The 21,555-nt window shown below is 63.2% G+C and carries 27 protein-coding genes; 13 read left to right on the top strand and 14 right to left on the bottom strand.

From position 1 onward, the window contains the following. Positions 1-83 precede the first annotated feature (83 nt). Positions 84-845 carry a GGDEF domain-containing protein gene (locus NKJ78_RS12085; RefSeq protein WP_023681345.1) on the bottom strand — a complete coding sequence of 254 codons (762 nt, stop codon included), beginning with the start codon at positions 843-845 and terminating at the stop codon, positions 84-86. Between the two features lie 175 nt (positions 846-1,020). Here NKJ78_RS12085 and NKJ78_RS12080 point away from each other — a divergent pair, with 175 nt between their 5' ends. Next, positions 1,021-1,740, top strand: a complete 720-nt coding sequence (locus NKJ78_RS12080) for a pyrimidine 5'-nucleotidase (protein WP_023681344.1) — start codon at positions 1,021-1,023, stop codon at positions 1,738-1,740. Positions 1,741-1,820: 80 nt separating this feature from the next. Here the strand turns inward: NKJ78_RS12080 and NKJ78_RS12075 are convergent, their stop codons facing one another. Next, a complete protein-coding gene (locus NKJ78_RS12075) occupies positions 1,821-2,666 on the bottom strand; it encodes an LOG family protein (RefSeq protein ID WP_023681343.1) in 846 nt (281 codons plus the stop codon). A 148-nt stretch (positions 2,667-2,814) separates the two neighbouring features. Here NKJ78_RS12075 and dapD point away from each other — a divergent pair, with 148 nt between their 5' ends. The 3 genes from dapD to NKJ78_RS12060 are packed head-to-tail and all read left to right on the top strand — an operon-like array spanning position 2,815 to position 4,862. Then, entirely contained in the window at positions 2,815-3,669 is an 855-nt protein-coding gene (dapD, locus tag NKJ78_RS12070; protein WP_023696035.1) for a 2,3,4,5-tetrahydropyridine-2,6-dicarboxylate N-succinyltransferase, read from the top strand. Further along, the gene (locus tag NKJ78_RS12065; RefSeq protein ID WP_081725464.1) at positions 3,666-4,070 is read left to right on the top strand and encodes a DUF805 domain-containing protein; all 405 of its coding nucleotides are present in this window, start codon (positions 3,666-3,668) and stop codon (positions 4,068-4,070) included. Before dapD ends, NKJ78_RS12065 begins: the two co-directional genes overlap by 4 nt. A gap of 21 nt (positions 4,071-4,091) precedes the next feature. Beyond that, a complete protein-coding gene (locus tag NKJ78_RS12060) occupies positions 4,092-4,862 on the top strand; it encodes a hypothetical protein (RefSeq protein ID WP_023673220.1) in 771 nt (256 codons plus the stop codon). Between the two features lie 66 nt (positions 4,863-4,928). Here NKJ78_RS12060 and NKJ78_RS12055 read toward each other — a convergent pair whose 3' ends face one another. Next, complete coding sequence (locus tag NKJ78_RS12055; RefSeq protein WP_352459998.1) at positions 4,929-5,942, bottom strand: 2-dehydropantoate 2-reductase; 1,014 nt, start codon at positions 5,940-5,942, stop codon at positions 4,929-4,931. 115 nt (positions 5,943-6,057) lie between these two features. On the opposite strand from NKJ78_RS12055, the gene dapE reads away from it, so the two are divergent. Next, on the top strand, positions 6,058-7,248 hold the full coding sequence (dapE, locus tag NKJ78_RS12050) for a succinyl-diaminopimelate desuccinylase (RefSeq protein ID WP_352459999.1): 1,191 nt from the start codon (positions 6,058-6,060) through the stop codon (positions 7,246-7,248). Between the two features lie 2 nt (positions 7,249-7,250). Then, positions 7,251-7,856, top strand: coding sequence for a transporter (locus NKJ78_RS12045; RefSeq protein ID WP_352460000.1), 606 nt, complete (start codon positions 7,251-7,253; stop codon positions 7,854-7,856). On the opposite strand, the gene truA is transcribed toward NKJ78_RS12045, so the two are convergent. From truA to def, 6 genes are all read right to left on the bottom strand, one after another. After that, positions 7,853-8,608, bottom strand: a complete 756-nt coding sequence (gene truA / locus NKJ78_RS12040) for a tRNA pseudouridine(38-40) synthase TruA (RefSeq protein ID WP_023681338.1) — start codon at positions 8,606-8,608, stop codon at positions 7,853-7,855. The genes NKJ78_RS12045 and truA overlap by 4 nt on opposite strands. Before the next feature lie 11 nt (positions 8,609-8,619). After that, positions 8,620-9,126 (bottom strand): GNAT family N-acetyltransferase, encoded by a 507-nt coding sequence (locus NKJ78_RS12035; protein WP_352460002.1) that lies wholly within the window; start codon positions 9,124-9,126, stop codon positions 8,620-8,622. Beyond that, positions 9,123-10,073, bottom strand: coding sequence for a methionyl-tRNA formyltransferase (fmt, locus tag NKJ78_RS12030; RefSeq protein ID WP_023728812.1), 951 nt, complete (start codon positions 10,071-10,073; stop codon positions 9,123-9,125). The genes NKJ78_RS12035 and fmt overlap by 4 nt, the downstream gene beginning before the upstream one ends. A 38-nt stretch (positions 10,074-10,111) precedes the next feature. Next, positions 10,112-10,537, bottom strand: coding sequence for a type II toxin-antitoxin system VapC family toxin (locus NKJ78_RS12025; RefSeq protein ID WP_023732763.1), 426 nt, complete (start codon positions 10,535-10,537; stop codon positions 10,112-10,114). Beyond that, on the bottom strand, positions 10,534-10,821 hold the full coding sequence (locus NKJ78_RS12020) for a hypothetical protein (protein WP_023696043.1): 288 nt from the start codon (positions 10,819-10,821) through the stop codon (positions 10,534-10,536). The genes NKJ78_RS12025 and NKJ78_RS12020 overlap by 4 nt, the downstream gene beginning before the upstream one ends. Positions 10,822-10,919: 98 nt before the next feature. Further along, positions 10,920-11,450 (bottom strand): peptide deformylase, encoded by a 531-nt coding sequence (gene def / locus NKJ78_RS12015; RefSeq protein WP_023673213.1) that lies wholly within the window; start codon positions 11,448-11,450, stop codon positions 10,920-10,922. Between the two features lie 103 nt (positions 11,451-11,553). On the opposite strand from def, the gene NKJ78_RS12010 reads away from it, so the two are divergent. Further along, positions 11,554-12,807 carry a DNA recombination protein RmuC gene (locus NKJ78_RS12010; RefSeq protein ID WP_352460003.1) on the top strand — a complete coding sequence of 418 codons (1,254 nt, stop codon included), beginning with the start codon at positions 11,554-11,556 and terminating at the stop codon, positions 12,805-12,807. A gap of 61 nt (positions 12,808-12,868) precedes the next feature. Here the strand turns inward: NKJ78_RS12010 and NKJ78_RS12005 are convergent, their stop codons facing one another. The 4 genes from NKJ78_RS12005 to NKJ78_RS11990 all read right to left on the bottom strand — a co-directional run bounded on the left by NKJ78_RS12005 (position 12,869) and on the right by NKJ78_RS11990 (position 16,114). Further along, entirely contained in the window at positions 12,869-13,675 is an 807-nt protein-coding gene (locus tag NKJ78_RS12005) for a class I SAM-dependent methyltransferase (RefSeq protein ID WP_352460029.1), read from the bottom strand. Positions 13,676-13,756: 81 nt separating this feature from the next. Continuing rightward, positions 13,757-14,161, bottom strand: a complete 405-nt coding sequence (locus NKJ78_RS12000; protein WP_352460004.1) for a GFA family protein — start codon at positions 14,159-14,161, stop codon at positions 13,757-13,759. Positions 14,162-14,238: 77 nt separating this feature from the next. Next, a complete protein-coding gene (locus NKJ78_RS11995; protein WP_352562442.1) occupies positions 14,239-15,192 on the bottom strand; it encodes a cation diffusion facilitator family transporter in 954 nt (317 codons plus the stop codon). A gap of 112 nt (positions 15,193-15,304) precedes the next feature. After that, positions 15,305-16,114, bottom strand: coding sequence for a transglutaminase-like domain-containing protein (locus NKJ78_RS11990; protein WP_023687480.1), 810 nt, complete (start codon positions 16,112-16,114; stop codon positions 15,305-15,307). A 212-nt stretch (positions 16,115-16,326) separates the two neighbouring features. On the opposite strand from NKJ78_RS11990, the gene NKJ78_RS11985 reads away from it, so the two are divergent. Continuing rightward, complete coding sequence (locus NKJ78_RS11985) at positions 16,327-16,452, top strand: hypothetical protein (protein WP_006200611.1); 126 nt, start codon at positions 16,327-16,329, stop codon at positions 16,450-16,452. 206 nt (positions 16,453-16,658) lie between these two features. Next, complete coding sequence (gene sugE / locus NKJ78_RS11980) at positions 16,659-16,973, top strand: quaternary ammonium compound efflux SMR transporter SugE (protein WP_023681326.1); 315 nt, start codon at positions 16,659-16,661, stop codon at positions 16,971-16,973. An 86-nt stretch (positions 16,974-17,059) separates the two neighbouring features. Here the strand turns inward: sugE and NKJ78_RS11975 are convergent, their stop codons facing one another. After that, positions 17,060-17,488, bottom strand: a complete 429-nt coding sequence (locus tag NKJ78_RS11975; protein WP_023673205.1) for a DUF6481 family protein — start codon at positions 17,486-17,488, stop codon at positions 17,060-17,062. A gap of 236 nt (positions 17,489-17,724) precedes the next feature. On the opposite strand from NKJ78_RS11975, the gene NKJ78_RS11970 reads away from it, so the two are divergent. From NKJ78_RS11970 to NKJ78_RS11955, 4 genes are all read left to right on the top strand, one after another. After that, positions 17,725-18,786, top strand: coding sequence for an LLM class flavin-dependent oxidoreductase (locus tag NKJ78_RS11970; RefSeq protein WP_352460005.1), 1,062 nt, complete (start codon positions 17,725-17,727; stop codon positions 18,784-18,786). 110 nt (positions 18,787-18,896) lie between these two features. Then, positions 18,897-20,066, top strand: coding sequence for an AI-2E family transporter (locus NKJ78_RS11965; RefSeq protein ID WP_023739794.1), 1,170 nt, complete (start codon positions 18,897-18,899; stop codon positions 20,064-20,066). Positions 20,067-20,148: 82 nt separating this feature from the next. After that, on the top strand, positions 20,149-20,352 hold the full coding sequence (locus tag NKJ78_RS11960) for an arylamine N-acetyltransferase (RefSeq protein WP_023739795.1): 204 nt from the start codon (positions 20,149-20,151) through the stop codon (positions 20,350-20,352). Positions 20,353-20,374: 22 nt separating this feature from the next. Beyond that, on the top strand, positions 20,375-21,373 hold the full coding sequence (locus tag NKJ78_RS11955; protein ID WP_023673201.1) for an LLM class flavin-dependent oxidoreductase: 999 nt from the start codon (positions 20,375-20,377) through the stop codon (positions 21,371-21,373). The last annotated feature ends 182 nt before the right edge of the window (positions 21,374-21,555 follow it).

The raw sequence follows: 21,555 nt of genomic DNA, 5'->3' as shown, positions 1-21,555 counted from the left end.
CTGTAAACGAGTTACAACCCGGTAAACGGCGCAGTTGCGTGGAAACAATGTTGGCGAACCGTTAACAGCCCCACCACCAACACCTAGGCAGCTTCGGAAATGTCCCGGTCGAGGATCGACAAATTGCGGCCGCGGTGCTTGGCCTCGTAGAGCCGGCGGTCGGCGGCGCGCATCAGGTCCGAGACATCGGCATCTTGCGCACAGGTGATGCCGCCGATCGAGACGGTCAGCGGCACCGTGCGCTCGTCGACCGGACGAAAGCGGACCAGCTCGACTTCACGGCGGATGCGCTCGGCCACGCGCCGGGCTTCGGCTTCCGTAGCGCCGACCAGGAAGGCGCCGAACTCCTCACCGCCAATGCGGCCGAGCACGTCGCCGCTGCGGACGCCGCGCTCGATGGCGCTGGCGATCAACACCAGTGCGTCATCGCCGGTCAGATGGCCGAAACTGTCGTTGATCGCCTTGAAATGGTCGGCGTCGATGATCAGCAGCGCGCCGCGATCGGATTTGCGCCGCGAGCCGTCCAACGCGGCAAAGAAGCTCTCGCGGTTGAGCATGCCGGTCATGTCGTCGCGGCTCGCCTTCGCCGACAGGCGCCGATGCGCGGCGGCGAGCTGGGCATGCGCGCGGGCGAGATCGCGATGCGCGTTTTTCAGTCGGTCGCTCTGCCAGAAGGTGCTGGCGCAGGCGATCCAGGCGAGCGCCAGCGGGCACACCGTCGATGTCAGCCAGACAGTGCGGTCGACCGGAAAACCCATGGCGGGAACGATGATCAGCGTCAGCAAAAGCGAGATGGCTACCGAGCCGAATGCGACCGCGGCGGACTTTAAGACTATGCGACTCATCGCTGGCTCCCACTGAACCGTCTCTGTGCCAGCAAGCCCTGAAGGCCACCTTTCCGTGATGGCTAAAATTTGAATGGTGAGCCCATTTTTACAACTCTAGATGCACATAGGTTGTGGATAAGCTCTACATCAGAAAGGGGTTCGAACGGCAGATATTTCATGCCATAAGGACGCCATGACCACGCTGCCCGATCCCGCCCGCTTCGCCCATGTCACCGACTGGGTGTTCGACCTCGACAACACGCTTTATCCGCACCATTCGAATCTGTTTTCGCAGATCGACGTCAAGATGACGGCCTATGTCGGAGAACTGCTCACGCTGCCGCGCGAGGAAGCGCGCAAGCTGCAGAAGGAACTCTATCAGGAATATGGCACGACGCTGAACGGGCTGATGACGCGTCACGGCATCGACCCCGACGACTTTCTCGAAAAGGTGCATGATATCGACTATTCGTGGCTGGTGCCGGATCCGGTGCTGGGCACCGCTATCCGCCAGCTGCCCGGCCGCAAGTTCATCTTCACCAATGGCGACCGCAGGCACGCCGAGCGCACCGCGCGCCAGCTCGGCATACTCGACCATTTCGACGACATTTTCGATATCGTCGCCGCCGGGCTGACGCCGAAGCCGTCGCGGCAGACCTATGAGAAGTTTGCCGAACTGCACGCCGTCACCGGACACAATGCGGTGATGTTCGAGGATCTCGCCCGCAACCTCGAGGTGCCGAAATCACTGGGCATGACCACGGTGCTGGTGGTGCCGCGCAATTTCGAGCCGACCTTTGCCGAGATCTGGGAGCGCGATCCGGCCAATGAGGACGACGTCGATTTCGTCACCGACGATCTCGCGACGTTTCTGACGGGGATAGTGGAGGGGGTAGAGGAATTGAGGAGCTGAAGAATTGAAGAACTGGTGAAAGGGAGACCGATCCGGACCTCCTTTTCCTCAATTCTTCAGTTCTTCAATTCCCGGTTCCCCTACTCCCCCAACTTGTAGAAGCGGCTGATGATCCCCCAGGCCTCGTCGGCGGTGTCGACAAAGTCGATGATATCCTGGTCGCCGGGCGTGATGGTGCCTTGTTCGGCCAGGAAATCGAGGTCGATCGCGCGCTGCCAGAACGCCTTGCCGAACAGGATCACCGGCACGCGCTCCATGCGGCCGGTCTGGATCAGCGTCAGCGTCTCGAAGAATTCGTCCATGGTGCCGAAGCCGCCCGGAAACACCGCGACGGCCTTGGCGCGCATGACGAAATGCATCTTGCGGATGGCGAAATAGTGGAAGTTGAAGCACAGCTCCGGGGTCACATAGGCGTTCGGCGCCTGCTCGTGCGGCAGGACGATGTTGAGGCCGATCGACGGCGCGCCGACATCGTCGGCGCCGCGATTTCCCGCCTCCATCACGCCTGGGCCGCCACCGGTGACGACGACGAATTCGCGGTAGTAGGACGTGGCCGATTGCTGTGAGCAGAGGCGGGCGAATTTGCGCGCCTCCTCGTAGTATTTGCTGTTTTCCTCGAGGTTTTTCTTCTGCGTCTCGTTCTTGGCGGCCCAGGCCTCGCCGCCGGGCTCGGGAATACGCGCGCCGCCGAACAGGATGACCGTCGAGCGGATGCCGCGCTCGGCCAGGATCATTTCGGGCTTCAAGAGCTCAAGCTGCAAGCGCACAGCGCGCAATTCCCGGCGCGTCATGAAGTCGGGATCGTTCCAGGCCAGCCGGTAGGTTTCGGCGCGAGTCTGCGGCGTGTCGGGCACGCTTTTCGAGCGCTCCAGATCCTCGTCCGAATGCGGCAGCGGCGTCCATCCCGCCTTTTCCATAGGAGTCATATGCTTTCTACCCGTCCCAACAGTTCACTTGCGCCGTCCCATGGCGCACCCGCGATTGACCCCCAATACGCCTTAACATAGGGTCCGCGCGACTTTCAAAACAAGGTTAAGGCCGACGGCCTTAACAGCGTGGTAACGGAGCGAATTCATGTCGAAGCCTGATCTGGCCAGCCTCGAAAAGACCATCGAGAAGGCCTTCGAGGAGCGCGACACGATTTCGACCGCGACCCGTGGCGAAACGCGCGACGCCATCCAGTCCTCACTCGACCTGCTCGACCGTGGCACCGTGCGGGTCGCCGAGCGCCAGCCGGATGGCAAATGGCATGTCAACCAGTGGCTGAAGAAGGCGGTGCTGCTCTCCTTCCGGCTCTATCCGATGGAGATCATCAAGGGCGGCCCCGGCCAGGCGGTCTGGTGGGACAAGGTGGCGTCGAAGTTCGACGGCTGGAGCGCGGTCGACTTCGAGAAGGCAGGCTTCCGCGCCGTGCCGTCTTCGATCGTGCGCCGTTCTGCCTATGTCGCGCCGGGCGCGGTGCTGATGCCGTCCTTCGTCAATGTCGGCGCCTATGTTGACAGCGGCACCATGGTCGACACCTGGGCCTCGGTCGGCTCCTGCGCCCAGATCGGCAAGAATGTGCACCTCTCGGGCGGCGTCGGCATCGGCGGGGTGCTGGAGCCGATGCAGGCCGGCCCGACCATCATCGAGGACAATTGCTTCATCGGCGCGCGCTCCGAAGTGGTCGAGGGCTGCATCGTGCGCGAAGGCTCGGTGCTCGGAATGGGTGTGTTCATCGGCCAGTCGACCAAGATCGTCGACCGCGCCACCGGCGAAGTGTTTTATGGCGAGGTGCCGCCGAATTCGGTCGTCGTCGCCGGCTCGATGCCGGGCAAGGCCTTTCCGAACAACGAGCCGGGCCCTGGCCTCTACTGCGCCGTCATCGTCAAGCGCGTCGATGCCAAGACCCGGTCGAAAACCTCGATCAACGAACTGCTGCGTGATTGATCCTGTCCGAGCAACCAGAGCGCTCCAGATTGCCCAACACACCACCACTTCCCTGGCTTTTCTTCAGCCTCTCAGGGCGCGTCAGCCCAAGTGCCTACGTGCTCGCCGGGCTGCTGCTGGTGCTTGCACAGTTTTTCCCGCTCTACCAGTTGTCGAGACTGGAACCCGGCACCGCAACCAGCCAGAACTGGGCACTTGTGTTCTGGGTCGTTTTGCTGATCTCGACATGGTCGAGCTTTGCGGTAACCGCAAAGCGGTTTCATGATTTCGGCAAGCCGACTTATTACGCGTTGATCTCTCTTATCATCGGCCCCATTCTTCTCATCGTTCTAGCGTGTTTCCGCGGTGACCCCGGTCCGAACCGCTACGGCAAACGCAGCAACGCGCCGGCTGAACCATGAGCGCCGACCGGATATCTCGCCATGCGCTACCGCACGCTTGATCCGAAACTGATCATCGACACCGCCGAGCGGCTGGAAGAGCGCGTCGCCGAGCGTTTTCCCGATGCCGGCCTGCGCGGCGTCGCCGCCGAACTGGTGTCGCTGTCGCGCGACCTGGCCAAGGCGGCGCAGGCGCTCGAAGCGCCGATCTGGTGGCTCCGCGGCGCCATCGTCGCCGCTGTTGCCGCCGGCGCGCTGATCTTCCTGTTCGTCGGCACCATCCTGCCGCTCATCCATATCTCGCAGGCCGACGATGCGGTGCAGTCGGTGCAAGGCATCGAAGCCACGATCAACATGATGATCCTTGCCGTGCTCGGCCTGCTGGCGCTGATCCGCACCGAGGAGCGCATCAAGCGCAAGCGGGTGTTTCGCCAGTTGCATGGGTTGAGATCGCTGATCCATGTCATCGACATGCACCAGCTGACCAAGGATCCGGCAGCATTGTCCGCCAATTTCAGGCCGACCGCGCATTCGCCGGCGCGCATCACCAATGCCGCCGACCTTGCGCGCTACCTCGACTATTGCTCGGAAATGCTGTCGATCACCGGCAAGATCGCGGCGCTGTTTGCGCAGTCCGTCAATGACGATGTGGTCATCGACGGCGTCAACGACGTCGAGAACCTGGCGTCCAACCTGTCGCGCAAGATCTGGCAGAAGATCACGCTGATCGAGAACCACCCGGCGGCGCAGCCCGTGCCGGCGCCAGGCCCGGCGAGCAAAGCGCCGGCTCCGAGGCGCGCACCAAAGCTGTGACGCGGCGGGCCCACGCGCCTGTTTTCGGGCTATGCGGGCCAAGGCCCGAGGCTCGCGGCAAGTAGACTATCCAGTGACGGCTTCCGGCGTCAGCCCGGGTGAGCCGCGCTTTTCCCGCTCGGCCTGCCGCACCAGCACGGTGACCCGCTTCAGCAGAGGCGCCGGCGTGCCGGCCTTTTCGGCGAGGTTCAGGACGGCCCCCTGCAGGTCACCGATCTCGGTCGGCCGACCACGCTGGAGGTCGTCCCACATGGACGAGCGCGCCTGCGGGTCGATGGCGAGCATGCGGCGGGCGACCAGCCGGAACAGCCAGTCCGGCAGCCGGAGCAGTTTCGGCAGCAGGACGGGATGCAAGCCGCCGATTCGTGCCGGCGCGATATGTAACGCCTTCATCGCCGCCAGGGCCTCGTCGATCTGACCGGCCAGGATTCGCCGCCAGCGGCGGTCGGCAAGTTCGCTCGCCAGCGGCAGGCCGGACAAGGCGACAAGCGCGTTGTTGAGGTTGATCAGCAGCTTGCCCCACTGAACGGCTTTCATGTCGGGATGGGTTTCCACGCCAAGCCCTTCGACATCGAGAAGGCCGGCAAGGCCGGTCACGCCATCTTCGATCATGACCTTGCCGTCGCTGGCGCGATGCACGTGAAGCGGCAAATTGCCTATGGCCGACTGGACGACATTGAACGGCACCATGCCGGCGAGCACAGTCCGTCCACCGAGCCCGGCGCGTAACCGGTCGGCATTGCCGACGCCGTTCTGCAGGCTGACCACCACGACATCGCCGCGCGCATGTCCGGCAACAAGCGACGCCATCTCCTCGGTAGCGCCGTTCTTGACCGTCACCAGCACCACGTCGGCACTGGCGAGGGCAGCGGCGGGATCGGTGGTGACGGACTCCGGCCGGATGGATCGGTCGCGACCATCGAGATCGGTGATGCGCAGGCCACCGTCCAGCAAGGCTGTCGCGATGCCTGGCCGCGCCAAAAACACCACCTTGCGTCCGGCCAGCGCCAGGCAACCGCCGACATAGCAGCCGATGCTGCCGGCGCCGGCAATGACGATGGTCTTTTCGGCGTTGGCCATGCGATTATCTCGTGTTGGCCTGCACTATACGACAGGAAAACCATAATGTCGGCGGCAGGATCGGTCATCATCTCTGGCCGTGACAGGCCTTTCGCTTTCGACTATCGCTTTGCCCATGAAACTGCCGACCGATCCCGCCGCCAACCTCGCGACCCTCATACGTTGCGCCTCCGTAACGCCCGCCGAGGGCGGCGCGCTGGCTGCCCTGGAAGGCATGCTGAAGCCGCTCGGCTTTTCCGTCGAACGCCCTGTGTTTTCCGAAGACGGCACCCCCGACATCGAGAACCTCTACGCGCGTCGCTCCGGCAACGGGCCGCATCTGATGTTTGCCGGCCATACCGACGTGGTGCCGGCGGGCGACGAGGCGTCGTGGACGCATCCGCCCTTTGCCGCCGAGATCGCCAAGGGCGAAATGTACGGCCGCGGCGCCGTCGACATGAAGGGCGGCATCGCCTGTTTCATCGCCGCCGTGGCGCGCCATGTCGAGAAAAAGGGTGGTCCGAAAGGCTCGGTCTCGCTGCTGATCACCGGCGACGAGGAGGGGCCGGCGATCAACGGGACGACAAAACTGCTCGACTGGGCGGCGGCCAGGGGCGAGAAATGGGACGCCGCGATCGTCGGCGAGCCCACCAATCCGGACACGCTCGGCGACATGATCAAAATCGGCCGGCGTGGCTCGATGTCGGGCAGTGTCACGGTCAACGGCCGCCAGGGCCATGTCGCCTATCCATTGCTCGCCGACAATCCGGTGCGCGGCCTGATCAGCCTGGTCGACGCCTTGCTGTCGCCCGTCTTCGACAAGGGCACGAAGGATTTTCAGCCGACCAATCTGGAAGTGACCTCGATCGATGTCGGCAACCCGGCGACCAATGTTATTCCGGCCAAGGCGACAGCCACCTTCAACATCCGCTTCAACGACACATGGACTGCCGAGACGGTGCAGGCCGAGATCCATAACCGCCTCGACCAGGCGGCGAAGCGCAAGAAATACCGGACCGGCAAGACGCCGGTCGACTACGAGCTGATCTGGCGCGACCGGCCGAGCCATGTCTTCCTGACGCGCGACGACAAGCTGATCGGGACGCTGCGCGGGTCGATCAAGGCGACGGTCGGCAAGGAGCCGGCGCTGTCCACCTCGGGCGGAACCTCGGATGCGCGTTTCATCAAGGACTATTGCCCGGTGGTCGAGTTCGGCCTCGTCGGCAAGACCATGCACATGGTCGACGAGCGCGTCGCACTGGCCGACCTCGAGACGCTGACCCAAATCTACCAGCGCTTCATCGATGACTGGTTCGAGCAGGGCTGATCATGCTTTCGGTTGACGAGACCTCTTCATCGCTTAACGGAGCCTGGCGGCTGATGCTCGGAAAGGCCGACGGCTTGCGGCTGCTCGACCTGTCGGCGGACGGCTTCTGGAATTCCTTCTTCGCCATCGTCGTCGCCGCGCCGGCGATGATCGTCGGCTGGGTCGGCACGGCCAACGAGATCGGCGATCCCAATGCGTTCGCCGGCCGGCTGGGCATGTTGATTCGCCTGGCGACCGTCGACCTCGGCTCGTGGCTGCTGCCCCTGGTTGTGCTTGCCCTGGTCGCATCGCGCGCCGGCATCGGCGACCGCTTCGTCCACTATGTCGTCGCCAGCAACTGGGCGTCGGCGATCACCGCCTGGATGCTGCTGCCTTCAGCGCTGATCAGGCTTTTCCTGCCGTCCGGCAACCCGGTTGCCGAATTGGTGTGGCTGGCTCTGGTGGTGCTGTCGCTGGTACTCTCCTGGCGGATGACCAACGCCGCGATCGGCAAGGGCGCGGCTGTCGGCAGCGCCGTGTTCGCAGGCATGTTGGTGGTGTCTCTGGCCGTCTTGTTCGGCCTAGTGGCGCTGCTCGGCATCACGGTGCCGACCGCCGCTCCGGCTTAGAACTTCTCCGGATAGTCTACACCGACGAGAAAAAGCCCGTCGGGCGGCGCCACCTGGCCGCAGGCGGCGCGGTCTTGCGCCGCGAGCGCTGCCTTGAGGTCGGCGGCGGTCCAGCCGCCGTCGCCGACGCGTTTCAGCGAACCGACCATGGAGCGCACTTGGTTGTGCAGGAAAGAGCGCGCCGAGGCCCTGACTTCGATCAGGTCGCCCTGGCGGCTTACATCGAGCCGCTCCAGCGTCCGCACCGGACTGTTGGCTTGGCATTGCGTCGAGCGGAAGGTGGTAAAGTCATGTCGGCCGAGCAGGACTTTCGCCGCTTCGTGCATGGCGTCCGCATCGAGCCGCTTCGGCACCCACCAGACCTTGCCCTTTTCCATCGCTGCAGGCGCGCGCCGGTTGAGGATGCGGTAGAGATAGTGCCGTCCGGTGGCCGAGAAACGGGCGTCGAACTCATTGGGGACAACCGTCGCCTGCAGGATGGCGATGCGCGCGCCTGCCGCCTGCAGGTGGGCGTTGACGGCGTCGCGCACCTTGTCGTTTGGCCATGCCTTGGCGAGGTCGACATGCGCCACCTGGGCGGTCGCATGCACCCCGGCGTCGGTGCGGCCGGCGGCGCGTATCCGCACCGCCTCACCGCAGAATTTCTCGATCGCCTGCTCTATAGCCTGCTGCACCGAAGGCTGATCCGCCTGGTGTTGCCAGCCGGCGAAGAGGCTGCCGTCATATTCGATATCGAGACGAAAACGCGGCATACACCCTTCGTTCAGGCGGCGAGTGCGGTAAAGGCCTGGGCGTAGACCAGTTTGCCTTTTTCGGGTGCGTCACCCCAGGCCAGCGCCTGCAGCGCTTCGCCCTGATATTCGCTCTCGAACTTTTCGGCGCGCGCATGATTGTAGCCGAAGCGGCCGTAATAGGCCGGATCGCCCAACACAACGGCGAGCGTCTCGCCGGCATCCCTGAGGCGGATATGCGACTCGCGGATCAGCGCACCGCCAATGCCCGAGCCGTGGAACGAAGGTTCCACCGCCAACGGCGCCAGCGCCACGGCTGCAAACTGCTTGCCGCCGTTCCTAACGAACAGCCTGGAAAACAGGATGTGGCCGACCACCTGGCCGTCTTCTTCCGCCACCAGTTCGACAACGGCGTCGCCGCCGGTGACCAGAGCGTCGACCAGCCCGGCCTCCGCCTGCTGGCCGAATGCGTGTTCCTCGACCAGGCGTATGGCCTCGCGGTCCCGCGGCGTCGCGCCGCGTATCGACATCATGCTCATGAGAACTTCATTCCTTTTTCGATCTTGGCCCCGCGCAGAAACTCCTTCGCGGCAGCAGGCTTTCCGCCCGCCCGTTGAACTTCGACTAGCCTGACCGCGCCCGACCCGCAGGCGACCGTCAGCCGGTCATCGAGAATTCCTCCCGACTCGCCCATGCTTTCAGAAAGCGTACCTTCAGAAAGCGTCGAGCGAAGCAGTTTCAGCCGTTCCGTGCGGCCGCCGATGTCGGCCTCGCACCAGGCGCCGGGGAATGGCGACAGCCCGCGAATGTGATTGTGGACCTCCGCAGCCGGGCGCGTCCAGTCCACACGTGTCTCCGACTTATCGATTTTCCTGGCGTAGGTCACCCCGTCAGCCGCCTGCAAAGTCGATGCCAGGGTATTTGTCTCCAATCGGGACAGCGCTTCCACCATCAGCGTGGCAGCAATATTCATCAAGCGGTCGTGCAGATCGCCGGCCGTCATATCGGGCTCTATGGCGCATTTTTCAACCAGTGCCACCGGACCGGTGTCCAGGCCCTCTTCCATGCGCATCACCATCATGCCGGTCTCGACGTCGCCGGCCATAATGGCGCGCTGGATGGGAGCTGCACCACGCCAACGCGGCAAAAGCGAGGCGTGGCCGTTGAGGCAGCCGAGGCGCGGAGCCTCCAGAATAGCCTTCGGCAACAGCAAACCATACGCGACGACGACCGCGACATCGGCACGCAACGCCTGGAAAGCAGCTTGCTCGGCCTCGCCCTTCAGCGACAGCGGCGTGCGCACTTCGATGCCCAGCCGCTCAGCCTCGCGCTGCACCGGGGACGGTGTCAGCTCCAGCCCGCGGCGGCCCGCGGCTCGCGGCGGCTGGGTGTAGACGGCTGCTATCTCGTGCCCGGCCTCGGCAATCGCGCGCAGCACCGGCACCGAAAACTCCGGCGTGCCCATGAAGATGACGCGAAGCGGCATTTTTCGTCCAGTATCCTGTTCTGCGCGCGGCAGTCCGCTCAAGCGTCTGCTTCAAACGGGTTTACGATCTTGAGGTCAAGCTCTTCGAAGTCCTTAATATTGCGCGTCGCCAGCATAGCGTCGTGCGACAGGCAGATGGCAGCGATCATGGCATCGGAAAGGCTGATCGGCCGGCCGATAGTTTCCCGCATTGCCCGGAGCTTGCCCGCCAGACGGGGAATGGGACCGGCAAATTCGACGACACGTCCCGAAAACTGCTTCGAAACCAGGTGGTCAAGTGCACGGACGTGGCGGTCCGAGCCGGTCTTGTTCAGAAACCTTTCGGCTCCAAAGGACTGCTCCATGACAACAGGACCGCAGAGATAGAGGTCGAGCAGGTCCTGTCTGCGAAACCACTTAGCGACGTTTGGATCGGGCGCGGGCCGGCTCGCTTCCGAGACGACATTGGTATCGAGGATTATCACTCGAAATTCTCAATGGTGCGGCCAAAGTCGCGTTTCCGTTCCGCTTCTATCTCATCCATCATCTGCGCAAATTCGTCGCTGATTGCATTTTCCGAGGCGAAGGCAGCGCGAATCGCATCCCAAGCCGTGAGTCCAGGCTCGGCCTTGCCTTCTTTTTCCGCAACCATGCCTTTTCGCAATAAATCGATCGCCTTGATCGAGAGGCTTTGGCCGCCCTTGCGTGCCGCATGCTCGATTTCACGCTTCAACGGCTCGGGAATATCTCTGATCAACATATCGCCCATCTGAGTCTCCAGTCTGATATCAGTGATATCACGCAAGGAAGCGTCTCTCAATAGGGGCGGGTCGAGACGGGATTTTGTGCGAGTCGCCGAAGCAGGGCCTATCCCACCAGCTTGCCCGGCGCCTTGTCCTTGGCGAGCTTCTTGAACTTCTTGACCACCATGTCGCGCTTCAGCTTCGAGATGTGGTCGATGAACAGCACACCGTTGAGATGGTCGATCTCGTGCTGCAGGCAAGTCGCCATCAGGCCTTCGGCCTCGATCTCCTGCAGCTTGCCGTCGCGGTCGAGATATTTCACGCGCACCGAGGCGGGACGCTCGACCTCGGCGTAATAGTCCGGGATCGACAGGCAGCCTTCCTCGTAGACCGAGCGGGCGTCGGCGCTTTCGAGGATTTCGGGATTGATGAAGACATGCGGCGCCGGCGGCTCGTCTTCCTTGGCGAGGTCGATGACCAGCATGCGCAGCGGCTCGCCGATCTGGATTGCGGCCAAGCCGATGCCCGGCGCATCATACATCGTCGCCAGCATGTCGTCGGCCAGTTTGCGCAAAGGCGCGTCGACGCGTTCGACTGGTTTGGAAACCTGGCGCAGGATGGGATCGGGAAGGATGATGAGCGGCTTGATCGACATGGCGCCTCACCTAAAACGTCGCAGGAGAAGCGTCAACCGGTGCGAATCGGTCTCGTTCACGTTTTGATCTGTGCCAGGTCTGCGAATCGGCTATGCTGGCGGGATGAACGACCTGAGCACCATCCTTTCCGAACCCGTTGCCCGGCTTGGCGCCACGACGATCACGCTCGGCCATGCACTGGCCCTCGGCGCGCTGGTGTTTCTCGGCCTGTTCCTGGCGCTTGTCGTGGCGCTGTGGCGATCGGCCAAGGCGCGCACCATCGCCGCGGCGGAAGCCGCCGACCACGCCCGCGACGCCGGGGCGCGGATGGCCGGCATTTTGCAAAGCCAGGCCGAGATGCAGGGCCGCATGGGCGCCATCGCCGACGTGTTCGGCGCAAGGCAGGCCGAACTCAACCAGTCGATCGGCCAGCGCCTCGACGCCATGACCGGCCGACTCGGCCAAACCATGACCGAACAGACCAAATCGACGCATGAGAGCCTCGCCAAACTGCAGCAACGGCTGGCGGTCATCGACACCGCGCAAGGCAACATTCAGTCGCTGGCCGGCCAGGTCGTGCAATTGCAGGCGATCCTGTCCAACAAGCAGACGCGCGGCGCCTTCGGCCAGTCGCGCATGGAGGCGATCGTCGCCGACGGCCTTCCGATGGGCGCCTACGAGTTCCAGGCAACGCTGTCAAACGGCAGCCGTCCCGACTGCCTGGTCAGGATGCCGAACGGTGCGCCGCAGCTTGCCATCGACGCCAAGTTTCCGCTGGAAGCCTGGAACGCCATCCGCGCCGCCGATGGCGCCGAACAACAGAAGATCGCGGCCCAGGCTTTCCGCCGCGACATCGAAATTCACGTCCGCGATATCTCGGAAAAATACCTGATCCAGGGCGAGACGCAGGACACCGCCTTCATGTTCGTGCCGTCGGAATCGGTGTTCGCCGAAATCCACGAGAATTTCGACGCCGTGGTCCAGAAGGCGCACCGGGCGCGTGTCATCATCGTCTCACCGTCGCTTTTGATGCTGTCGATCCAGGTCATCCAGGCCATCCTCAAGGACGCCCGCATGCGCGAACAGGCGCATCTGATCCAGGGCGAGGTGATCCGGCTGATGGAGGACGTCGCGCGTGTCGACGAACGCGTGCGCCGGCTGCAGACGCATTTTGGCCAGTCGGCCAAGGATATCGACGAGATACTGGTGTCGACCTCGAAGGTGACCAAGCGCGGCCAAAAGATCGAAGCGCTGGAGTTTGGCGAAAGCGAAGCCGAAGTGCGCGGTGGCGGACCCGCCAAGGCCGAAGCCGGGGTGCGGGTGGCGGATTCCAAGACGGGGCAGCTCAGGCTACGTGTCGTCGAAGGCGACGATTAAAGTCTTTGTTTTGATGCATGTCGTTGTCCCAGAACCGCGGCACACTTCTGGGCGCCATGCATTAGACCGTAGCCACGATCACGTGCGCCTGGATCTTGGCCGCAACCTCGCGGCTGCCGTGTCTGGCTGCAATCACGGACGCGGCGTGATCGGTTGCGGCTTCCAATTTTCCTCGGGCCTCGATTTCATTGCGAAGCGGAGTTCCCTGGCAATAGGCAACCGCCGGAAGGCGCGGCGAGGGGGCACGGCTTTGTTCGGCCCTCGTCTCGATCACCACACGGGAGAAACCTGCGGCTTCCAACTCGCCGCGGATCAATGCAGTGTCATTGTAGCCGTGCGGCGTGCGGGCGAGAAAGCGGGGCGGATCGTTCGGAAAAATCTCCGCAAGAGCATTCGTCACATCATTGGCGAATACATTCTCTTCGATGCGATCCCACACGTTGAACAGGAAATGGCCGCCGGTCTTCAGAACCCGCTTTGCTTCGCGATAGCCGGCGGCTCGGTCGGGAAAGAACATCGCGCCGAACTGACAGCAAACGAGATCGAAAGCCGCATCTTCGAACGGCAGCGCCAGAGCATCCGCCTGACGCCATTGTATACGACTGTCGGGAGCTTGTCGCGAGGCCGCGTAGTCGAGCATAGGCTGGTTGAGGTCGGTCACGACATAGCTTGCGCCGGGAGACAGTTTTGGCGCCAATGCGCGGGTGACAACGCCGGTGCCGGCGGCGACTTCCAGGACGGCGCCGGGCGACAAGGACGCTGCCCGTCGTGCCAAATCCGCGGCGAACGGCTCGAAGATCAACGGCACCATGTAGCGGTCGTAGTTTTCCGGAATCGAGCCGGCAAACACTTTGTCCGTTTCCGACATTGCTATCCCCCGCCATCCGTTTGATGGCGAGCCTAGCACATTATTGGCTGGTTTGGGCCGCGTTTAACCGGGGGGCAGGTGCTACTGCGCCTCTACGATGCTTACGCCCTCGAATTCCGGAAGCCAGTGCAGGGCCGATCGGTGCCATTTCTGTTGGGTCGGAACGAGATCCTCGCGTCGCCGCGCGGTCCCCGCCCTGATCCCATAGACCTTCGGCCCGTCGCCAACCGACGTTGCGTAAAGATGCGAACCGCAGTCGCCGCAGAACGCCTGGGCACGCTTGGCGCCGCTCGATCCCGTCTTGATATAAACCTTCGGTGTGCCCTTTGTGATCCTATAATGATCCTCAGGCGCGGGAACAGTGACACGAAAGGCGGTACCGGTCAGTTGCTGGCAGTCGGTGCAATGACAGATAGAGGTCTTTTCCGGGTCGACGTCTGCTTCATAAGTTATGGCGCCGCAATGGCACCCACCATCGATTTTCATGGTTGATTCTCCGAAATCCGTCGGGTGATCTTAGCGGGACCAGGCGATGGGGCCAACGGTGCACTGCTGGTCCAGAACTAGTCCGACGCCGCCTCGACCTGCTTGCGCCGGTGCTCCCACGTTCCGGTCGTCTGCGGCTTGACGAACAGCCTGGTGATCTCCGGCATTTCTTTTTTCAAGAGCGCCTCGATGCGCTCGACACAGGCTTCGATCTCAGGCGCCGTCAGATGGTCCTCGAATTCGATGCTCAGCCCAGCGACGATCTGTTGCGGGCCGAGATGGACGGTGAGAACGCCGTTGGCCCGCTGCACCGCCGGATCCTGCTGGGCGATGGCCAGCACCTTGGCCTGCACTTCCGCCGAGGCCGGCTCACCGATGAGCAATCCCTTGCTTTCGCGCGCCAGAAAGATGGCGGTGGCGCCGAGGATCATCGCGATGCCGATCGAGGCGACGCCGTCGAGTTCGGGCATGTCGAGGAGTTCGGCCGCCAATATGCCGGCGAAGGCGACGAACAGACCGAGCAGGGCGGCGCTGTCCTCGAACAGGATCGTGTAGACGCTCGGATCCTTGCTCGATTGCACGGCCTGCAGCCAGCCTTGCTTGCCCTTCTGCTGGCGGAACTCCTTCAGCGCCACGTACCAGGAGCTGCCCTCGAACAGCATCGAGAGGCCAAGCACGATGTAGTTGATCTTGGGATTGGCGACCGGCTCAGGCGCCATGATGTGGACGACGCCTTCATAGAAGGACACGCCAGCGCCAAGCGCAAAGACGAGCAGGGCGACAATGAAGCTCCAGAAATACAGCTCGCGGCCATGGCCGAGCGGATGCGTGCGGTCCGGCGGACGGGCGGCGCGGTGCATGCCGTAGAGCAGCAGCCCGCCATTGCCGGTATCCACCAGCGAGTGCACGCCTTCCGACAGCATCGCCGAGCTGCCGGTGAAGAAGGCGGCGACGAATTTGGTCACAGCAACAGCTAAATTACCGGCGAGCGCCGCGTAGATGACCGTCTTCGACCCGCCATGCGCTGCCATGCTGTCCCTCCAAGGCGCCCAATGTAACGGCCTGCCGCCGAGCTCCACAGGCATCACAACGCACGAATCGCCTGGTCGTTCAGGTTGAAGGCCAGCTTGCGGAAAGACGCCCCTATTCGATGATCTCGTCCGTCCACACCTTGAAACCAGCCAGCGTGCCCGGTCCGAAGATGTGGGTCAGCGGCACGTCGGCGGCGTCGCGACCCGACGCGATCAGGATGCGGCCGATGCGTGGCGAATTGTTGCGCGGGTCAAAGACATGCCAGCGGCCACCGAGATAGACCTCCATCCAGGCTGCGAAATCCATGCTCGCCCAAGGTTTGGGCAGGCCGATGTCGCTGATGTAGCCGGTGCAGTAGCGGGTCGGGATGTTTAGCGCACGGCAAAAGGTGACGGCGAGGTGGGCAAAGTCACGGCAGACGCCGCTTTGCTCGCGATAGGCTTCGGCCGCGGTGCGCGTCGGTCGGGCATTGCCGTAGCTGAAGACGATGTGGTTGTGGACGAAATCACAGACCGCCTGGACGCGGGCAATACCGAGCGGAGTGTGCCCGAACAGCCGCCAGGCTTCGCTGGCCAGCAGATCGCTCTCGCAAAAGCGGCTGGGCAACAGGAACAGCAATGTGTCCGACGGCAGGTCGCGCACCTCATGCTGCCAGGCCATCAGGTCGCCCATCTCGAAGGTACCGGGGTCGCGGATTACCGAATCGGTGCCGAAGGTGAAGCGTCCGGGCGGGGCGACGAAACGGTTGCACCAATTGCCGAAACTGTCGCGGTAGCTCTGGATCGGCACCGGCGGGTTGGAGGTCAGGAAATCCGGGCGCTCGAGATCGGAGGCCCTGGAGTAGTGGACGTTGAGCATCGCGATCAGCGGCGTTTCCTGCGGAAAATCGAAACTCATCTCGCTGCCGATGCGGATTCGCATTGTCGTCCTGACCGCACTGCCTGATCATCGCCGGGCGAAGGCATGGCCGATGCTGCAGTGCGAAGGCAACCATGGCACGGACCGGAATGGTTTACGAGCAAATTAGAAACCGGTTGAAAGCGGCCCGACGGCGCCGGCGACAGACGCAGCCCTCTTGCAGTCCGGCGTTTCTCTTGTTTCACTTGGCCTCCCAGCAACTGGAGGAACGAATCATGGCTAAAGGTGCGATGAAGGCGGGCAAGGAAGCTCGGAAGCCGAAAAAAGACGCCAAGAAGCCCGCAGCGGCTCCGGCACTCAAGGCGCCGCCCGTCAAGGCGATGAGGCTCAAGGAAAAGTAAGCCCGCCTCGGAAGATCTTGGACGGTTGAAATCCGGACAAACCGTTTCGGCGCAGATTTTGACACCGGCGGCATGAACGATGCGGCCGGTGTTTTTGTTGATCGCACCGGCGCAGCCGCTTGTGTCGAAGCGGCGAGGACGACCTCGCGCCTTCCCATAAATCGGCCGGGACGGCCCGCCATGCTCATGGAATGGAGTGCATCCCGATGTCGTGGATTTTTCTGTTTTTCGCCGGCCTGTTCGAAATCGGCTGGGCGATCGGCCTCAAATACACCGACGGCTTCTCGAAGCCGCTGCCGACGGTGCTCACTGTCGCCTCGATGATCATCAGCCTCGGGTTGCTCGGCCTGGCGCTCAAGACGCTGCCTGTCGGGACGGCCTATGCGGTGTGGACCGGCATCGGCACGGTCGGCACGGCGCTTCTTGGCATCTGGCTGCTGGGCGAGCCTGCGACGGCCATCCGGCTCGCCTGCATTGCGCTCATCGTCTGCGGCATTATGGGGCTGAAGCTCGCCGCCTGAGCAAAGCAACCAAGGAAATCGACGCACAAACACATTCAGGGCCGCTGGAAGGCGACCCTGAATGTCCGATCGTTTCGATCGAAGCGTTAGCGGGCGGAGAAGCCCGGAGGCGTCCTGCCGGTACGCTGCTTGCGCGCCGCATAGCGTGCGTCGCGCTTGGCCTTGCGTTCGGCTTCGTCGGCCAGCAAACGGGCGATGCGCTCGTTTTCTTCGGCTTCCTTGATCTTCGCTTCAGCCTGCGCTGCCTCTTCGGCCGCAATACGCGCCGCTTCGGCTGCTGCCTCGCGCTCGGCCTTCTCGACCGCCTCGCGTGCCAGCTTTTCCTGCTTCAGCCTGGCCTTTTCGGCCTCGCGTATTTCGCGAGCCTCAAGAATCGCCTTGCGTTCGGCCTGTTTGGCCAGAACCGCAGGATCATCAGCCGCCGGCTTCGACTTGAAGCGCTCCAGAAGCGCCTTCTTTGCCTCGTTCGCGGCATTGCGCCGCTCGAAAATGTCTTTTTCCCTGTAGATAGCCAAGTCCACTTCCCTGAAGTCAATTCGCGACGCTTACATACGCGCGAAAACCGAGAGTTCAAGCGCCAAAACGGTATGCCAGCCATGAAAGTTTAGGCTGTTGCAGCCGGGAGACGCGTTTTCCCTGAAACAAAGCCGGCCGAAAAACCGACATGCACTGTTCACTATCCGCCCCTCTGGCGGCCGGGGCGGCTCGCCGCTACCTCTAGCGGCAAATCAGAACATTTGGATGACATGCCATGGAACTCGGTCTCTACACTTTCGCCGACGTCAGCCCGGAGCCCGGCTCCGGCGCGATCGGCCCGCATCAGCGGCTGCGCAATCTGATCGAGGAGGTCGAGCTGGCTGACCAGGTTGGCCTCGACGTCTTTGGTCTGGGCGAACATCACCGCCCCGACTATGCCGCGTCCGCGCCGGTGGTGGCGCTGGCCGCTGCCGCCGAACGCACCAAGCGCATCAAGCTGACCAGCGCGGTCACCGTGCTGTCCTCCGACGATCCGGTTCGCGTCTTCCAGCAGTTCGCAACGCTCGACCTTTTGTCGGGCGGCCGGGCCGAGATCATGGCCGGGCGCGGCTCGTTCATCGAATCCTTCCCGCTGTTCGGCTACAATCTCGAGGACTATGACGAGCTGTTCGCCGAAAAGCTCGATTTGCTGCTGGCCATACGCGACAGCGTCAAAGTTACCTGGTCCGGCAATCTGCGCGCGCCGATCAACGACCGCGGCGTCTATCCGCGGCCGCTGCAGGACAAATTGCCGATCTGGATCGCAATAGGTGGAACGCCGCAATCTGCGGCGCGCGCGGGCGTGCTCGGCCTGCCGCTGGCGCTGGCCATCATCGGCGGTGAGCCGGCGCGGTTTGCACCGCTGTTCGACATTTATCGCGATGCCGCCAGGCGGGCCGGTACCGACCCCTCGGGCCTTGCCACCAGCATCAATGTGCACGGCTTCATCGCCGGGACCACTGAACAGGCGGCCGACGATTTCTACGGCCCGCAGGCCGAAGTGATGAACCGCATCGGCCGCGAGCGCGGCTGGGGCCCGACCTCGCGGGCGCATTTCGATCAGTCGCGTGGTCCGAACGGCGCGCTGTTTGTCGGTAATCCGGAGCAGGTGGCGGAAAAGATCGTCGCCCAGCACAAGATCTTCAACAATGACCGCTTTCTGCTGCAGATGGCGATCGGCGCCATGCCGCACGCCAAGATCATGAAGGCGATCGAACTCTACGGCACCAAGGTGGCGCCGATCGTGCGCAAGGAGACCGCCAAGCCCGGCGTCGCCGTCGCAGCGCCAGCCGCCTGAGCGACGGGCGGCCCGGATTGAGGGCCTTGCCGGCTAACGGAACCTTGGGCTTGCAGAGGCGTTTCCGTCAGGGGAATGCACCAATTGCGGTGCGCCGCTGAGGGAAAATCATGAAAGCCGAACCCGCCGCTTTGGGTGCTGGCCTTGCCGAGACCGAAGAGGCGAGAGTTGTGGCGCGTGCCGACACGCATCTGATGCGTTCGCTGCTCATCGGGATCTTCCTGTTCATGGCCATCTACGCGCTGTATTTTGCGCGTGCTTTCTTCATGCCGGTCATTCTCGCCTTCCTGCTGACGCTGACGCTGACACCGATCGTGCGCTTCCTGCGCAAGCGCGGCATTCCGGAAGTGATTTCGGCGACAATGTTGGTCGTGCTGTCGATCTGCCTCTTCGGCGTTGCCGGGTATCTGCTCAGCGGCCCGGTCATCGACCTTCTCAACAACACCTCGTCGATCGGCCAACAACTCACCGAGCGGCTGGCGCAATTGCGGCGTCCGCTCGAGAGGATCATGCAGATCTCGCATCAGATCGAACAGATGACGGAGACCTCGCAGGAGCCGGGCATCCAGAAGGTGGCGATGGCACAGTCCGGCGTCCTGTCGGCCGCCGCCAGCAACGTCCTGTCGGCGGGGACAAGCCTGACCATCATCTTTGTGCTGTCGCTGTTCCTGCTGGCGTCGGGCACGATGTTCTATGAGAAGATCATCCAGTCCTTCGCCAGCCTCAGCGAGAAGAAGCGGGCCTTGCGCGTCGTCTATGACGTCGAGCGCGAAATCTCGCATTATCTGCTCACCGTCACCGTCATCAATGCCGGTCTCGGCGCGGTTATCGGCCTTGGCCTGTGGGCGCTCGGCATGCCCAACCCGCTGGTCTGGGGAACGATGGCGGCGCTGCTCAACTTCCTGCCCTATGTCGGCGCGCTGATTACCATCGTGCTGGTCAGCGTCATTGCGATGATCAGCTTCGACTCGATTACCTACGCCCTCTTGGCGCCGGGCTTCGTGCTTTTGTGCGACATCGCCGAAGGCCAGTTCGTTACACCGATGGTTGTCGGCCGACGCCTCGAGATCAACGCCGTGGCGATCTTCATCGCCATCGCCTTCTGGTCCTGGCTTTGGGGCTTTGTCGGCGCGCTGATGGCGGTGCCGCTGCTGGTCGTCGTCAAGGTGTTCTGCGATCATTTCGATGGCCTCAGCCATGTCGGCAATTTTCTCGCCGCACAGCAGACGGCCGTGGTGGAGGAGGAAGCGGCCGAAGAGAACGGAAAGGCCGCAGCATAAGCTTGCCGCGCCTGTCCGTCATCGCGCATTTGTTGTCTTCAGGCGGAGTGCCTATATCGAGCCGGTCAAGCCGGACCCTGCGATGAACGATGCCTCCTTCGACCTCGATTCCTATTTCGACCGCATTGGCTATCGCGGTCCGATCGATGCGTCGCTCTACAAGCTGAGCGCGCTGCATCGCCAGCGTCCGCAGGCGATCCCGTTCGAGAATATGGACCCGTTGCTTGGCACCAGCTCGACATCGTCATTCCCGACCGCGCCTTCGAAACCAGGGTCAGGCAGTTGAACATCGTAAAGGCTTGAGGCCCATGACCGCACTTTCCGTTCTCGACCTGTCGCCGATCGTCGAAGGCAGCGACGCCTCGCAATCGCTGGCAAATTCGCTCGACCTGGCCCGCCATGCCGAGCGGCTCGGCTACAGGCGCTATTGGCTGGCCGAGCACCACAACATGCCGGGCATCGCCAGCGCGGCGACCGCCGTGGTCATCGCCCATGTCGCCGGCGGCACCAAGACGATCCGCGTCGGCGCCGGTGGCATCATGCTGCCCAACCATGCGCCGCTGGTGATTGCCGAGCAGTTCGGCACGCTGGCGGCACTGCACCCCGGCCGCATCGACCTCGGCCTCGGCCGCGCGCCCGGCACCGATATGGGAACAGCGCGCGCGCTGCGCCGCAATCTCGAGGCGTCAGACAATTTCCCCCAGGATGTCGTCGAGCTGATGGGCTATTTCCAGCCGGCCGCGGAAGGCCAGCGTATCCACGCCGTGCCCGGCGAAGGCCAGAAGGTGCCGGTCTGGATCCTCGGTTCCAGCCTCTATGGCGCGCAGCTCGCCGCCATGCTCGGCCTGCCCTATGCGTTTGCCTCGCATTTCGCGCCGGCCGAACTCGACCATGCGCTGGAGATCTACCGTTCGCGCTTCCAGCCTTCGGAACAGCTGGACAAGCCCTATGTCATGCTCGGCCTCAACGTTTTCGCCGCACCGACCGATGGAGAGGCCAAACTGCTGTTCACCTCGTTGCAGCAGGCCTTCGTCAATCTGCGCACCGGGCGGGCCGGCCGCCTGCCGCCGCCGGTCGAGGGCTATGACCAGACGCTCGAGCCGATGGCAAAAACCATGATTTCGCAGGCGCTGTCCTGCGCCGTCGTCGGCTCTCCCGAAACGGTCCGGCAAGGCATAGACGCGTTCGTGCGCCGCACCGGCGCAGACGAGCTGATGGTGACCGCGCAGATCTTCGACCATGCGGCACGCGTGCGCTCGTTCGAAATCCTGGCCGAGGCGCATAAATCGCTGTCGCAGGCCGCGTGACGCTTTTGCCTGTGTCTGCTGTGGGCAGGCGCCTTCCTCAGCCAGGAGCCGCCTCTCTCACGCATAGGTGACGTTTTCTTGTGGTTTCGAAGCCCTGACTGGGCGCTTCGCCGGGGGATCGCGCAGATCCTGGGGGTTTGAGCGCGGTTTGAGCACATCCGGGCCGCCGGGCGGCTGTTCAA

The organism is Mesorhizobium sp. M0037 (assembly GCF_040323635.1).
In the GTDB taxonomy this organism is placed as follows: domain Bacteria; phylum Pseudomonadota; class Alphaproteobacteria; order Rhizobiales; family Rhizobiaceae; genus Mesorhizobium.
The sequence above is the reverse complement of the archived record's forward strand: the minus strand, read 5'-3'. Positions and strand labels throughout refer to the sequence as shown.

Bases quoted from the DNA above. Each gene is read 5' to 3' on its own strand.
- NKJ78_RS11965 (WP_023739794.1), top strand. From the start codon at position 18,897: ATGAAAGCCGAACCCGCCGCTTTGGGTGCTGGCCTTGCCGAGACCGAA.
- dapE (WP_352459999.1), top strand. From the start codon at position 6,058: ATGAAACTGCCGACCGATCCCGCCGCCAACCTCGCGACCCTCATACGT.
- NKJ78_RS12020 (WP_023696043.1), bottom strand. From the start codon at position 10,821: ATGGGCGATATGTTGATCAGAGATATTCCCGAGCCGTTGAAGCGTGAA.
- dapD (WP_023696035.1), top strand. From the start codon at position 2,815: ATGTCGAAGCCTGATCTGGCCAGCCTCGAAAAGACCATCGAGAAGGCC.
- NKJ78_RS12045 (WP_352460000.1), top strand. From the start codon at position 7,251: ATGCTTTCGGTTGACGAGACCTCTTCATCGCTTAACGGAGCCTGGCGG.
- sugE (WP_023681326.1), top strand. From the start codon at position 16,659: ATGTCGTGGATTTTTCTGTTTTTCGCCGGCCTGTTCGAAATCGGCTGG.
- NKJ78_RS11985 (WP_006200611.1), top strand. From the start codon at position 16,327: ATGGCTAAAGGTGCGATGAAGGCGGGCAAGGAAGCTCGGAAGCCGAAA.
- NKJ78_RS12000 (WP_352460004.1), bottom strand. From the start codon at position 14,161: ATGAAAATCGATGGTGGGTGCCATTGCGGCGCCATAACTTATGAAGCA.
- NKJ78_RS12060 (WP_023673220.1), top strand. From the start codon at position 4,092: ATGCGCTACCGCACGCTTGATCCGAAACTGATCATCGACACCGCCGAG.
- NKJ78_RS12085 (WP_023681345.1), bottom strand. From the start codon at position 845: ATGAGTCGCATAGTCTTAAAGTCCGCCGCGGTCGCATTCGGCTCGGTA.
- NKJ78_RS12075 (WP_023681343.1), bottom strand. From the start codon at position 2,666: ATGACTCCTATGGAAAAGGCGGGATGGACGCCGCTGCCGCATTCGGAC.
- def (WP_023673213.1), bottom strand. From the start codon at position 11,450: ATGTCGATCAAGCCGCTCATCATCCTTCCCGATCCCATCCTGCGCCAG.
- NKJ78_RS11995 (WP_352562442.1), bottom strand. From the start codon at position 15,192: ATGGCAGCGCATGGCGGGTCGAAGACGGTCATCTACGCGGCGCTCGCC.
- NKJ78_RS12080 (WP_023681344.1), top strand. From the start codon at position 1,021: ATGACCACGCTGCCCGATCCCGCCCGCTTCGCCCATGTCACCGACTGG.
- NKJ78_RS11970 (WP_352460005.1), top strand. From the start codon at position 17,725: ATGGAACTCGGTCTCTACACTTTCGCCGACGTCAGCCCGGAGCCCGGC.
- truA (WP_023681338.1), bottom strand. From the start codon at position 8,608: ATGCCGCGTTTTCGTCTCGATATCGAATATGACGGCAGCCTCTTCGCC.
- NKJ78_RS12010 (WP_352460003.1), top strand. From the start codon at position 11,554: ATGAACGACCTGAGCACCATCCTTTCCGAACCCGTTGCCCGGCTTGGC.
- NKJ78_RS11960 (WP_023739795.1), top strand. From the start codon at position 20,149: ATGAACGATGCCTCCTTCGACCTCGATTCCTATTTCGACCGCATTGGC.
- NKJ78_RS11955 (WP_023673201.1), top strand. From the start codon at position 20,375: ATGACCGCACTTTCCGTTCTCGACCTGTCGCCGATCGTCGAAGGCAGC.
- NKJ78_RS12005 (WP_352460029.1), bottom strand. From the start codon at position 13,675: ATGTCGGAAACGGACAAAGTGTTTGCCGGCTCGATTCCGGAAAACTAC.
- fmt (WP_023728812.1), bottom strand. From the start codon at position 10,073: ATGCCGCTTCGCGTCATCTTCATGGGCACGCCGGAGTTTTCGGTGCCG.
- NKJ78_RS12035 (WP_352460002.1), bottom strand. From the start codon at position 9,126: ATGAGCATGATGTCGATACGCGGCGCGACGCCGCGGGACCGCGAGGCC.
- NKJ78_RS11990 (WP_023687480.1), bottom strand. From the start codon at position 16,114: ATGCGAATCCGCATCGGCAGCGAGATGAGTTTCGATTTTCCGCAGGAA.
- NKJ78_RS12055 (WP_352459998.1), bottom strand. From the start codon at position 5,942: ATGGCCAACGCCGAAAAGACCATCGTCATTGCCGGCGCCGGCAGCATC.